11 protein-coding genes are annotated in these 13,461 nt (G+C 39.4%); 7 read left to right on the top strand and 4 right to left on the bottom strand.

From position 1 onward, the window contains the following. Positions 1-1,072 precede the first annotated feature (1,072 nt). Positions 1,073-1,252, top strand: a complete 180-nt coding sequence (locus RMY00_RS36125) for an FAD-dependent oxidoreductase (protein WP_416212055.1) — start codon at positions 1,073-1,075, stop codon at positions 1,250-1,252. Positions 1,253-1,326: 74 nt separating this feature from the next. Here the strand turns inward: RMY00_RS36125 and RMY00_RS09615 are convergent, their stop codons facing one another. Then, on the bottom strand, positions 1,327-1,815 hold the full coding sequence (locus tag RMY00_RS09615) for a TIGR00725 family protein (protein WP_322647314.1): 489 nt from the start codon (positions 1,813-1,815) through the stop codon (positions 1,327-1,329). A gap of 499 nt (positions 1,816-2,314) precedes the next feature. On the opposite strand from RMY00_RS09615, the gene RMY00_RS09610 reads away from it, so the two are divergent. Further along, positions 2,315-2,800 carry a DUF6174 domain-containing protein gene (locus tag RMY00_RS09610; RefSeq protein ID WP_322647313.1) on the top strand — a complete coding sequence of 162 codons (486 nt, stop codon included), beginning with the start codon at positions 2,315-2,317 and terminating at the stop codon, positions 2,798-2,800. 395 nt (positions 2,801-3,195) lie between these two features. Here RMY00_RS09610 and RMY00_RS09605 read toward each other — a convergent pair whose 3' ends face one another. Next, positions 3,196-3,690: a DUF6174 domain-containing protein gene (locus tag RMY00_RS09605; RefSeq protein ID WP_322647312.1), complete on the bottom strand. Its 495-nt coding sequence runs from the start codon at positions 3,688-3,690 to the stop codon at positions 3,196-3,198. 250 nt (positions 3,691-3,940) lie between these two features. On the opposite strand from RMY00_RS09605, the gene RMY00_RS09600 reads away from it, so the two are divergent. Together RMY00_RS09600 and speB are read left to right on the top strand one after the other, a co-directional pair. Next, a complete protein-coding gene (locus tag RMY00_RS09600) occupies positions 3,941-5,533 on the top strand; it encodes an NAD(P)/FAD-dependent oxidoreductase (RefSeq protein WP_322647311.1) in 1,593 nt (530 codons plus the stop codon). Positions 5,534-5,619: 86 nt separating this feature from the next. After that, positions 5,620-6,663 carry an agmatinase SpeB gene (gene speB / locus RMY00_RS09595; protein ID WP_322647310.1) on the top strand — a complete coding sequence of 348 codons (1,044 nt, stop codon included), beginning with the start codon at positions 5,620-5,622 and terminating at the stop codon, positions 6,661-6,663. A 245-nt stretch (positions 6,664-6,908) separates the two neighbouring features. On the opposite strand, the gene RMY00_RS09590 is transcribed toward speB, so the two are convergent. Beyond that, on the bottom strand, positions 6,909-7,586 hold the full coding sequence (locus RMY00_RS09590; RefSeq protein ID WP_322647309.1) for a phosphoribosyltransferase: 678 nt from the start codon (positions 7,584-7,586) through the stop codon (positions 6,909-6,911). A gap of 682 nt (positions 7,587-8,268) precedes the next feature. Between RMY00_RS09590 and RMY00_RS09585 the strand changes: the two genes are divergently transcribed. The 3 genes from RMY00_RS09585 (at position 8,269) to RMY00_RS09575 (ending at position 11,682) form a co-directional block, all read left to right on the top strand. Next, positions 8,269-8,772 carry a hypothetical protein gene (locus tag RMY00_RS09585; RefSeq protein ID WP_322647308.1) on the top strand — a complete coding sequence of 168 codons (504 nt, stop codon included), beginning with the start codon at positions 8,269-8,271 and terminating at the stop codon, positions 8,770-8,772. Positions 8,773-9,369: 597 nt separating this feature from the next. Continuing rightward, positions 9,370-10,329, top strand: coding sequence for a hypothetical protein (locus RMY00_RS09580; RefSeq protein ID WP_322647307.1), 960 nt, complete (start codon positions 9,370-9,372; stop codon positions 10,327-10,329). Positions 10,330-10,428: 99 nt separating this feature from the next. Further along, a complete protein-coding gene (locus RMY00_RS09575) occupies positions 10,429-11,682 on the top strand; it encodes a glycoside hydrolase family 10 protein (RefSeq protein ID WP_322647387.1) in 1,254 nt (417 codons plus the stop codon). A 76-nt stretch (positions 11,683-11,758) separates the two neighbouring features. Here the strand turns inward: RMY00_RS09575 and RMY00_RS09570 are convergent, their stop codons facing one another. After that, positions 11,759-13,240, bottom strand: a complete 1,482-nt coding sequence (locus RMY00_RS09570) for a site-2 protease family protein (RefSeq protein WP_322647306.1) — start codon at positions 13,238-13,240, stop codon at positions 11,759-11,761. Positions 13,241-13,461 lie beyond the last annotated feature (221 nt).

Here is a 13,461-nt window from a genome sequence, read left to right as displayed (position 1 = left end):
AACTTCCTAGAAGAAAAGAGTTTTTTTGATCAAAAGGTATTTTGATTTAACAATTACTAATGTGAATGCTATGTTTTTTAGCTAGATGTTTGCCTAACCAAGCCCTAATGTTCGCAAAGCATCAACCCTTGAGGTGTCTTCGGACGCGACAAGATTCATGCTTTTAGCAAAAGGTTGAAAAATAATTTTGAAGTAAAGCATCTACACCTTTGCCAAGCAAGGTATTAAAATCAATTGAGTAGGTTATGCTTCAGTCTACAGCCCGTAGCCTTTAAGATTAAAAAGCTGGCTTTGGGCAGGCTACAGTCAAAAGGCGAGAAAAACTATAAAGTACATCATGATTTCTTGAGATTTTACTAGTCAATAAAAATCTCACTTCAACAATATTGCTTGGCTTGTTTAGAAGCTACTAAACTCAATCTTTTTACAGTCATGTTTAGTCTCTTTAAACACCTATTTAAACAAGTACATTAAATTTATTACACCTCCTAGAACGGAATTAGTGCGAGTGGTTAAAATGGTTTTGCGAGAAACATATTTACATTAAGTGGGTAAGAAAATTTATAACTTATGTGTCCTCGCGTTCGCCCCTGGCGTTCCCGTTGGCGCAGCCTCTCGTAGATAAGGGTACGCAACAAAGCCAAGCAATGACAAGAGCTTAAAGCTTTTTGTATTTAGTTACATAGTTAGGTTTATTTATGTCTACCTACTTAGCTTACACTGATTAACTTAAAGTTTGAATATGTTTAGGCCTATTTTCGTGTAAATTTTTTGAAATATTACATAAAGAAGAAATCTTAGCAAAAAAAATATAATTTTCAGTCATTTATACATTAAATCTTTAAATAAATAGACCACATAGTATGATGCAAGTTATAACAGCGCATAATATTCCCGGTTCGGTCATTTTGTCGGGAGATAAAAACAAAGTCTACCAATGATAAAAGACTGGTCGCCAGTTATACCAATTCGCTTTTTCGCCCATTCGCAATTAAGAAACTTAGATGCAGTAAGACTTTCATGATTTATATCTGTTTAGTAAAACTGTCATTCAGAAGGCAGAAGTGCGTTTGTGCAGGGTGTTACAGAGAGGTTAAGTGCTGCACGGCTATTAAAAACTAAGGGATACAATGTTACGGTATTGGAAGCTAGCGATCGCGTTGGTGGTCGGCACAGAAAGAGTATACTTTGCTGGCGAGGGTTAACATCCAACCAATTCAGCTACTGTGCATGGCCTTTTTTGGTCTGGTGAGCAAGCCGTATGCGCTCTAGAACAACAATTCAATTAGCTATAACTAACTGGACTTAAACATTACAAATTACGAATTAGTATAAGATTGTTTTGGCACTAGCGATCGCCTGCTCCACACTCTCCACAATATAAACATTCTCTGTTGATAGCTTTTTAAAGAAAATCTTACTTTCTTCATCATTAGTCAACAAAATTACTTGCTTATTTCCTTTCAAAGCTAAGGCGACTTCTGAAGCAGTTCCTGCACCCATACCGCAGGCAATTACCACATCACTAGTGAGAACATTAATATTATTTCTAGCATTTCCCATGTCTGTGAAAATAGCAATATCTACTGAAGAAGAAATACTATCTTGATTATCGCTAGGAAGAATACCAATAGTTAAACCCTCAGCAGATTTTGCACCTTTACTTACTGCATCCATTACACCTACATTTCTACCACCTGTGAGTAAAATCCATCCTTGTTTGGCAATAAGTTGACCTAGTGTATAAGCATTTTGTAAATCATTTACTGTCGCATTTTTTCCAGGCCCCATCACCCCAACGATAATTTTTCTCATAGAATTTCAATTTCTAACAGCATTTTATAAGTAGTTGCTCTTACTAGAGCAATTACTATATGGGTATAGCTATTCTTACTAGATAATTGTAAAATTTGATGTAATGATAAAATAAATTAATTCTTTTCACAAAATATAAATTAGCTTATCTTCGGCTGTATCCGTCTCTCACTTATGCCTTAAAATGATTATCATTACTATATAAATGAACATTTAATTTCCTGAAAGTTTTATCTAGTCTAAGGTTTTGGAGTTTACCTGATCCTGGCTTCTAAGTTAATTATTTGTTTTTTGCATAAAACACAAAATTTGAGGTGAATAGTATTGTATGGTTTTATGGGATTTTTTCAGTTTGTAGTAGAGAATATTCCTGCTGTTACGAGCGCTTGGGGATTCTCTATATAAATAAACTGTGTCAAATAAAAGTGATTTCAACTCTCTGGAATCCTATTTAGTCACACTGAAACTATAACTCAACGTTAATCAACAAAGGATTGATATGCGCTTACCTATTGCTATTGGTGCAATCTTAGTAGCATTTTTGAGTTTGAACGCTCCAGTAATGTCTGTGCCTCCTACGAATGGAGCAAAAGCAGAGATTAATAACTCGAACTTAACACAGCTAAGAATTAATCGCCAATTGTGGAACCAGAAAAAAATTAACAACTATCGCTATACACTTAGCAATAATTGTTTTTGTCTTCCCGATTTTAGAGGGCCAGTAATCATTGAAGTACGTAACGGCATCACAAAATCTATCACGAATGCTCAAACTGGTAAGCGAGTAGATCCAAAGCTATTACAACAATATAGTACAACTTCTAAACTCTTTACTTTGATTCGGAATACAATTAATAGTGGAGAATCCGAGTTAACTGTAGTGTACAACCCACAACTTGGTTATCCAACCCAAATTAATATCGGTAATCTAGCTGCCGATGCTGGAGTATTTACTACAATTAGCAATTTTGAAGTACTTTATTAGGGTTCATACATAAAGCGATGACACTGTTTTTGACAATCCAATAAATCCCCACTAAGAAAATTTCATAACTCTGTTTGTTAATGACATGTCTCCTTGCCCCTAATCCCCAGAGGGGGCCCCGAATTCCCCGCAACCACGGAGGGATTGAGAGGTGGATTAAAAGTTTGAACTTAAGTTGATACCAATGAACCTGATATTACTTCTACAAAATAACAAAAGCAACCCCCCTAAATATTTGCTGATGGAAAACTAGTTAAATTAAGGGGCAGGTTGTTATATTTCAATATTTTTGATTTTGCTGCCCCAACTTTTAGATAGAAAATGGCTGAACTAGCCTTTTTCGACAAATCAATAATTTTCTATTACTATTATATGAATGTTTTCGTTAGCTATATTTACTTGATTTGTTGCAGATTACTAATTGTAATGAATATTTCATCATCAGTTTTTTGCTTATCATAATCAATGTTAATTTGAGTAGGATAGCCAAGTGTCGGGTTATATTGTACAGTCAAATTGTCTGCTCTTTGAATGAACGCATTTCTAATGATATTAAAGAGTTTAGGAATTGTATTGTATTTTTCAAATAACCCTGTATCTACTGGATTTTTACTATATTTATAAGTAATGGAAGTGGTGACTCCATTACGCACTTCAATAATCACTGGTTCTGTGGCTTTGGGGAAACAGAAGCAACTTCTAGTAAATTCATAGCGATAGTTATAGATTCTTTTATTTCTCCATAATCGAGAATTAGTCTTAAATTGTTCTAAAGCGAAACTATTAGACGCTGGTTTTTGAGCTACCTGTATAGGAGGTTGAGATATTACAGGTGTACTCAAACCTAGAGACGCGACTAAAATGGCAGTAATTGCAATTGGTAAGCGCATATAAATCCATCCTTAACTTGAATTTTTTAGTAGTTTAACTTCTTAAGAGTTTAACGTGCTTCAAGACCATTGCCAAAAAAATGAAATTATTTTTGACACTCATCTAGACAGACTGCGATCGCATTCAACACGGCAAAATATCTAACTTTTTGTATTTGATTTTAATATTGTTGTCTGATCCTATGTAAATTAAGGGTTATAGGTTTCCATATGGCCCAGCTTCTATCCAAGATTATTGTATATAAAAAAGATGCTAGAAACTAAATCAAGTCCTCATACACATACAAACACATCAACTAAAGCTGATACCTTAGCCGCGTCTGTTATCTCCTCTTCTAATCCTCAAGAAATCTACGATGTTGTAGTAGTTGGCGCTGGGCCTGTTGGGTTAGCAACTGCTATTGGCTTACGTAAACGTGGTATTGAAAATGTCCTTGTCATCGATCAAACTCGCGCCTTTCGTCAAGTTGGACAAACAGTGGATCTTCTCCCCAATGGATTACAAGCTCTCAAATACTTAGATCCTAATGCTTACGAAGAAGTCAAAAAAACTGGACTTCGCTTATTGAATCCCAAGCAGTCGAATGACCACGAAACTGTCGAATCTGTTCAAAAGCAACAACCTGCAAAGGTTTCACCTCAATGGATTTATAAAAATTTACAGGGGAAGATAATTAATTCAATTTCACTTAGTTTTGATGACTGGTTTAAAGAATATGGCGAGGGTCGAGTGTCAATTTCTTGGTATAATTTGCAGACAACCCTCAGACAGCTAATTTCAGAAGACCGAGTTAAAGCTAATCACCGTTGTATTAATGTTGTGAATGAGCCGGAAAAAGGTTGTATCCGCATAGATTGTGTAGGTGACACACGAATAGAAACCAACCCCTACGCGTATTGGGCAGAGGGGCAGAAAAATAATGATATACAGCTCCAAAACTCAGATATTACCTCCCAAGAATTAGAAACAAAATCGATTAGAGCTAAATTAGTTGTTGCAGCAGACGGGATTAATTCTACAGTTCGTAGGCTGCTTTACACAGATACTCAATATCATGATTTTGCCCAACCTGAATACTCTGGGTTTGCAGCTATATTTTGTAGAGAAATATCTGAAGTACAAAAGGAACTATGCACGAAACTAGAAGAAGATTTCTTTCAAAACTCACCACTTGTAACAATCACTAATGATGAAATATCTGAAAACTCTGTTTGTATAAATAACATCAGGATAATATTATTTCGCAGACCAACGGGTGAACTTGGGTACATAATACATCTTGCTTTGCCTTTAGACTCATTGCAAGGAAAGTCTGGAAGTTCTTTAATTGACTTAGCTTTGCAGGAATTGGAGAAAGCAGGTTTTCCTGATGCGCTCAAGCAATTAGTGCGTATATCTCCTTTTGACAAGATGCAGCAGCGTCCATACTACATTCACCGTGCTACTATTTCGGATTCTCTACAAGTTTCTAACCCAATTGACCTTAATACTGAAGCTGATCCTGCCAAAATTCCACCAGCCTGGAGTATGGGGCGAATCGTATTAGTTGGCGATGCAGCACATGGAATGCCTCCCTTCATGGCTCAAGGAGCTAATCAAGGATTTGAAGATGCATTAGTAGTTACAACGCTCATCACTAAAATTGCTGAGGAGAATAACTGGGATGATCTCCAAGCTATAGCCAAAGCCTTTGAGAAATATGAGTGTCTTCGTCGCCCTTTGATGGCATACGTGCAACAGGCAACATTAAAGCGATCGCCCCACTCATCAGACAAAGAATGGCAGGAGTACACCCAACAAGTGTATCGCCGCAATTACGACCAAGTAATAAAGGCGCTGTAGTTTACCGTCTGGGAAAAATTTTTATTACAATGCAGATGTCCACTAGGCGGCGTGCTGTCTATCCACGTAAATCCAGAAGATAATCGATGAGTAATCAACTACAAGACTACAATCCTAGCGGCATCGGTGAAGTAAATGGCAACCTCTTGGGTTTGCCCTGCGATTATGAGTCTGCAAACCTGATTGTCTTTGGTGTGCCGTGGGAAGTCACTGTTTCTTATGGCGCAGGCACTGTTAATGGTCCACAACGAATTCTCGATGCTTCGACTCAACTAGATTTGTTCGATTTTGATAACCCTGATGGTTGGAAGCAGGGAATTTTCATGGTGGAAATTCCCCAAGATATTTTAGAGAAGAATACATATTACCGCGCCTTGGCAGCAAAAATTATTGAACGATTAGCCCAAGGTAAACAACTCTCAGATACACCAGATTTAACACCTGTCCTCAGAGAAATTAATCAAGTTTGTCAACAGGTAAATCAATGGCTGTTTGAAAATTGCCAGCAAGCAATTAATAATGGTAAGCGAGTTGCAGTCATTGGTGGGGATCACAGTTCGCCGTTAGGTTATTTCCAAGCATTAGCAGCTAAGTACACAAACTATGGCATTTTGCACCTTGATGCCCACGCAGATTTACGTGATGCGTATGAGGGATTTGAGTTTTCTCATGCATCTATTATGTTTAATGCGATGAAAATACCGCAAATTTCCAAGCTAGTGCAGGTAGCTTTGCGCGATATTAGTCATGATGAAGTGCAAATGATTGACCAATCTGATAGTCGCATTATTGCATATTACGACCCAGCCATTAAACAAAAGCTTTACTCTGGAACAACTTGGATTGATTTATGCCGAGAAATTATCAGTCATTTACCTGAGTTTGTTTACATTAGCTTTGATGCAGATGGTCTAGATCCCAAACTTTGTCCAAGTACAGGTACTCCTGTTCCAGGTGGGTTGGAATTAGAGCAAACATTTTGCCTATTCCGGGAATTAGTCAATAGTGGAAGAAAAATTATTGGTTTTGATATCTGCGAAGTCGGTGATGGTGAGTGGGATGGTAATGTCGGAGCGCGGGTAGTTTACAAGCTGGCAAATTTAATGGATTTATCTCAGCAGAAAATATAAAAGATAGAAATTGTAGCAGATTGGGAATGATACTAAACTCATGGCGATGACTACAGCAACTCTTTAGTTGCTCACTCTCGAAGAATTCCTCAATAGACTTCTTGCATAAGTCGGGAAAAGGGGAAGGTGGGGCCCCCTCTGGGGATAAGGGGCGGGGGGAAGGGGAAAAACTTCTGTATCGTCCTTTTCCCCTTTAACATGAACCCTTTTCCCCAAGAGTGCAAAAAGCACTTTTGCCAAGAGGTCTAATATGTATGGATGGGGTTCTCTCCCCAGCAAGAAGTACCTCCTGGCGCTTTTGCGAGTAAATCGCAGACTTCTTCATCCGTAGTTTGGGGAAAGTTTTCGTACCAAAGACCAACGCTTTGGAAAGGGCTAGGTGTCAAGATACAAACAATTTTATCTACCTTAGCTTCTAACTCATGACAAGTTTCGGGTGCGCCGACAGGTACAGCAATCACAATCTGAGCGGGTTGCTGCTTTCGCACAGCCACGACAGCAGCCCACATAGTTGAACCCGTGGCTAAACCATCATCTACTAAAATAATCGTGTGTCCTTGTAAATTCGGCAAGGGGCGATTTGAACGATAAAGCCGTTCTCGCCGCTCTAACTCCCGTTCTTCTTGCACTGCCACCCTAGCAATTACTTCATCGGATATCTTCACCAAGCTGATTATATATTCATTGACTATCCGCACTCCACCAGAAGCGATCGCTCCCATAGCTAGTTCTTCTTGAGCGGGCACACCCAATTTACGTACCACCAAAACATCTATTGGAGCATTTAATGCTTTGGCAATTTCAAAGGCAACAGGCACACCACCCCTTGGTAGCCCTAATACCAAAACATCTGGGCGGTTAGTATAAGCGGCTAACTTCTTAGCCAAAACTTGACCTGCAAACCTCCGGTCTTTGAATTGCATGATGTGGCACTCCTGATTAGTTTACAAAAAAATTAAGTGTTTACATGGTTTTGCCCTTGACTTTTTTTAGTTCTGAACTGATTTTAGAAAGCTAACAATTCCGTGCCCTCTGACTAACGAAGCGACATCTTCAATTTACAGTTCTATCAAACGGATGAGTTAATCTTTACAGAGGAAGATTTTCGCATTTTGGGCTGCTCCCATTTCGCTACTTCCCACTCTACACCCGCCCCGAAATGGTTTAGCAACGGAAAAAGCTTACTATAAGCGACAGTAAACCAGTTGCTAGTTAACTTTTTCCCACTTCCCAATGTTTATTGTTAAGCTTATACTGAGCAGTTTTTTAACTTTATATTAAAATATAATTACTTAACTATCGGAAGATGCCAAAATCTATGAATACAGTGATAATTACAATTTTAATTTGCCAATTGCTTCTTTATGCTTGCATTATCTTTTACTTACATGATTTTAGTACTACCTTTACATTATCCTTTAATTATTAAGTGTGGGATAATACAGAATATCCTATATCCTTAGAAAATAATACGTAGTATTATAATTGATATTAGACAAAAACCTTAGGGAAATTACTGGTTTAACACTTTTGAATAAAAGTACACAGGGTAAAATAACTGAATATTGGTCAGATATTTTTAAAATTCAAAGTAGGATTTTTTTTATGATCAGCTTAAGTAATTCGGAAAACGGCACAGCTAACAGCACAGCAGCCACTAAAAGGCTGGCAAGGTCAATAATGGTTTCAGGTGGGGAGTTCTCACTGATATTAGCTTGTTGTAACAGTATTGAAAGGCAGCAGCAAGTGCTGAATGTGTTAACAGAATTTTCATCAACAGATATCCACGAAATCCTGCTTTCACCTGCAACTAACACATTGTATACAGCTATTACAACTGCGATTGGTGCTACTCAACCCGAAGCTTTGATGGTACGGGGTTTAGAATCTGTAATAGAAATTAACCAACTAATCATCAGTACCAATATTATGCGAAATCAGTTTCGGAAAGAGTTCCAGTTTCCGTTGGTGTTGTGGATCAATGATGAAATTCTGCGTAAGCTAGTTTGGCTAGCACCCGATTTAAAAGACTGGGCAGCTAGTACTATTAGATTTGATGTACCTCAAAATCAGTTCGTTGAAGCTGAACAACAAGCGATTAGCGCTTAATATTGCCTGAGATTACTTGCAAAATCTTGTATCCGTTAAGTTTGAGTCGAGCAAAATCTCCACTACGGTTCTATAGCATTCTTTATCTAAAATTACTTTTATTGAACTCTCGCTTACGAAGGTGAGGCAAAAGCTATTATACCAATTCGCAATGGGCAACTCTTGGAGACGCTAAAAGCGAATGCCCCGCTACGCTAACGCAATGATGCTCGTTCCTCTCTACGAGACGCTACGCGAACGCTAACGCCCCGCTTGGCTGTTTTCATGCCCGCAGGGCTGTACGCAATTAAGAAACTTAGATGCAGTAAGACTTTCGTGATTTATATCTGTTGCCTCCTTTTGGAGAATTGGTATTACACGCTGTCGGGCAACATATTTTATCAGATCGTAGAGACACGCAAATGCTGTGTCCCTAATTCAAATGAGAATCGTTATAAGGAACAAACAATCATTACATCAGCGTCTGTCTTTATATCTGTTTTAGAAAACAGGTACTAAATTAATTCCAACTTGTGAAGTTTTAGAATTGTATACTCTATTATATATTATTGGCTGGATACTATTTATGAGTTCTATAACTCTTTACTAAATCTTATTATGAAATTAATCTTGAAAGACTACTTTAACCCCAATCAAGTGCGAATTTTCACTGTTTTGATTTTGACTGGAATTTTGTTTGTTCCTAGCAGTTTAACATTTATCAAAAGTGCTACAGGCGCTACTGCAAAGTTATCGCTAGAAACAAGCAATGAAATTTTCAAAGACAATATTAAACTAAACCATTTGCCACGTCCAGTAGCTAACGCAGCCCTGCAAGATTTAGACCGTAACAATAAGCGATCGCTACCTTTAGCTTTAGCAAACAATCTACAAAATAAATTACCCACATCTGTAAAAAATGCTGTTTTGCAAGCCGCCTCCAAACGTTTGCAACAGCCAATTTCTCAGCTAAGAATCATTGAATTTCAACAGCAAACTTGGAAAAATGGCTGTTTAGAATTAGCTAACGCTGATGAATTCTGTACCGAAGCTTTGGTACCAGGTTGGCGAGTGGTTGTAGGCAAAGATGAACAAACCTTGGTTTATCATACCAATCAAACAGGTTCCACACTCAGGCTAAATGAAAAGGCTAGCTCAAGTCCACTAACCCCGGTACGAATTCCAGCCAGCGAGTTACCACCACCATTAGCTGGACATATAGTATTTCGGCAAATTTCCAGTGGTGGTTTTGCTGGTAGAACTTACGAGACTGTTTTACTCAAAGATGGACAATTGATTCGGGTGCGGATTGGTGATGCAAATGATTCTGAGCGTAGTGTTCGCCGCGTTTCTGTGCAACAGGTGCAACAATTTGTGCGATCGCTAGAACGTTTTCAATTTAGTAAATTCAAGAATCTGAGTTACCCAGCCCCCAGTGGTGCTGCTGATTTTATCACTTATACTCTTACCAGCCAAAAAGGTACGGTTCAGTATAACGATATTTCTCGAAATAACCTACCAAAGAATTTACAAGCATCAGTCAAAGCCTGGAATGATATTATAGCTAGCGCCAAATAAGAAACCTCTCTATGAATAGCGATTGTTTTAGCGCTTACAATCGAAACGATCGCTATTCATGCTGATTGCTCATAATTTGATTATGTTTGTAACTAAATGATGAAAAGGTTTGTCAAGTGGTGTGTTGAGTTTCATTCTTGGTGGAATATTCGCCAAAGCAGAAAGTCTCTTTTTTTTGCCGTTATAGCTAGCTTGAGTGTAGTTGCTACGGTGATGCTATCGTTCCCCTTAAACGCTCAAATTAATCTGCCGCCAACGCCAAAATCTGAGTTAAGGGGAGTGTGGTTAACAAATATTGATAGTGATGTGTTATTTGAGCGCGATCGCCTCAAGGGATCTTTGCAACGCCTTGATGAACTCAATTTTAACACCATATATCCGGCGGTTTGGAATTGGGGATATACATTGTATCCTAGCAAAGTTGCAGCCAAAGTTATTGGGCGATCGCTCGATCCCACACCCGGATTAAAAGGGCGAGATATTCTTAAAGAAATTGTCGATGTGGGACATCAAAAAGGCTTAACAGTAATTCCCTGGTTTGAATTTGGCTTCATGGCACCAGCAGATTCTCTATTAGCTAAAAATCGTCCCCAATGGCTCACCAGTCGCAGTGATGGAACTCGGATTGTCAAAGACGGCATATATAATCGCGTTTGGCTAAATCCCTTTCGCCCAGAAGTACAACAGTTTATTCAAGATTTAATCGTTGAAATTGTTAGAAACTATAATATCGATGGTATTCAAGTTGATGACCATTTTGGCTTACCATCAGAATTAGGTTACGATGCCTATACAGTGGCACTTTACAAAAAAGAACACGGTGGTAAAGCTCCCTCGAAAAACCCTCAAGATCCAGAATGGGTGAGTTGGAGAGCTAATAAAATCACCGAGTTTATGAAACGGGTATTTACAGCTATTAAAGCTACTAAAAAAAATTGCCTAGTTTCCGTTGCTCCTAATCCTCAACGTTTTTCCTATGACTTCTCTTTAGCAGACTGGCAGAAGTGGGAACGGATGGGAATTATTGAAGACTTAGTTTTGCAGATATATCGTGATGACTTGAATGTTTTTATCAGCGAATTAGAATATCCAGAAGTGAAAGCAGCCAAGAGCCATATTCCTGTGAGTATAGGCATTTTGGCTGGGTTAAAAAATCGATCTGTGCCAATGCAGCAGATTCAGACACAAGTGCAAAAAGTACGCGATCGCAATTTCGCTGGAGTCTCTTTCTTTTTCTATGAAACCCTCTGGAACATGAGCAAAGAAAAGCCCCAAGAGCGTCAAACTGCCTTCCAGAAAATTTTCCCCACACCAACGGCTTACCCGAATTTACTAGCAGGTTGGAAACCGTAGAAATGTGGGGAGTGAGGAGTGGGGAGATGGGCAGAATTCTTCCAACTCTTGTACAGACGCGATTAATCGCGTCTCTCTATCCTATTCCCAAACGCCCAGCCAAGCCGGGAGTTAAGGGTAGAAGCGTAGTAATCATCAAGAATAGAGCCAAAAGCCCTAAAGCGGCTCTAGCATCATCGGGTTCAGTGATTTCATTCAAACTGGGGCGTTCTTGATCCCGTTGCAAGAAGAAAATCACGATCGCCCAGTACATGGCTAGAGTATTACCGAGAGACACTAGCGCTAGTAAAATTAAAGTTGCTACTGTTGCTCGTCCTGCGGTTTTGCGTCCATAAATCGCCTGAACAATGCGTCCACCATCAAGTTGTCCGGCGGGCATTAAGTTCAAAGCGTTAATTACTAACCCCAGCCAACCAATTATCACTAAGGGATGAACACTTACTAGGGATGATTGCAACGCCGAACCGAGGACAACTCGCGCCAAGCTTCCCACCAAAATTGACCCTTGGAAAAACTGATTTGGCAATTGAAATAAACTACCCGGGCCAGAAAGCACCAAGCCCGTCACCAGCATTAACAAAGAAACAATACCACCTGCGGCTGGCCCTGCCAAGGCGATATCAAATAATACCTTGCGGTTGGGCAACAGAGATTCAAAGCGGGTAATTGTACCAAAGGAACCAATTTGCACAGCCGGTAGAAAGAAAGGCCAGCTAAGGCGGATTTGATGACGCCCGGCAAGTAACCAATGACCGATTTCGTGAGCTACTAAAATCGCAAATATCCCAGCGCCTATGGGCAAAGCTTCTTGAAACCGCCGTGGATTGTCAAAGAAATCAAAATTCAGCAGTAATCCCGCAGCTTCTAAACTTGTGGCAATGGTCGCTATCAACAGAATACCTGCAAAAGCTTTTTGCGATAAGCTAATCGGCCGGGGATCATTGCGACTCGGTAGAACGATTACCACTGGTTTGCCGTCTGTATTTTCCACTAAAAACAGGCGATATTGATCGCCAAGGCGTTGCCGTAAACTTGCAGTTAGACGATTGTGAGTCTCTTCTGGTTCTCCCCGCAAATTGCCTTTGAAAATGGCTCCATCTTGGTAAGCGATCGTTTCTGTAGCAAAAAACGTATCGATACCAAAGATACCTTTAACTGCATTCAAGTCTTCTTCTGGTATCGGTGGGATCTCCGGTTTCAGTTCTGCTACTTTTGGTTGTGGGGAATTTGCTTCAAGTGAAGAAGCCGCAGCGAGTCTTTCTGTGGCGCGTTGCTTGAGGATGGCATCTTGCCCAGCTTGGCGTAACTGTCTGCCCAAGTAGATGTACAATCCGGCAGATGTCACCACTAAGAACAATATACCCGCTATATTGATGTAAATCCCTGCGGCAAACAATCCAAAAAACAGGAGCCAGGGAGTCATCAACACCACCGACTGTAACCAGGCTAAGATTCCCAGTTTACCAAAAGGTCTGGCGCGATAAAAGCCCCAGCCTAAAATGCCTAAAGCTACCAGTAGGATTGCCGCCAGGATAGAAGTTTCTGATAAAGTAAACATCTCCAAACCTTTGCTATTGAGACTAAGCCAGAACAAGTCCGGTATTGCAGATACACTTATTAATGTATAACGCCGCCTGTAATCTGCCCAAATTATCCCGCTTTTGGTGGGCTACTAGACATCTGGTGAAATTAATTATGCGTTACCTGAAACCCTTGTAAAGACGTTGCATTGCAACGTCTCTACATTCATTGCATTGCAACGTCAAAACAATTCATTTT

Origin of the sequence: Nostoc sp. ChiVER01, assembly GCF_034531155.1 — a bacterium.
GTDB lineage: Bacteria > Cyanobacteriota > Cyanobacteriia > Cyanobacteriales > Nostocaceae > Nostoc.
The sequence above is the reverse complement of the archived record's forward strand: the minus strand, read 5'-3'. Positions and strand labels throughout refer to the sequence as shown.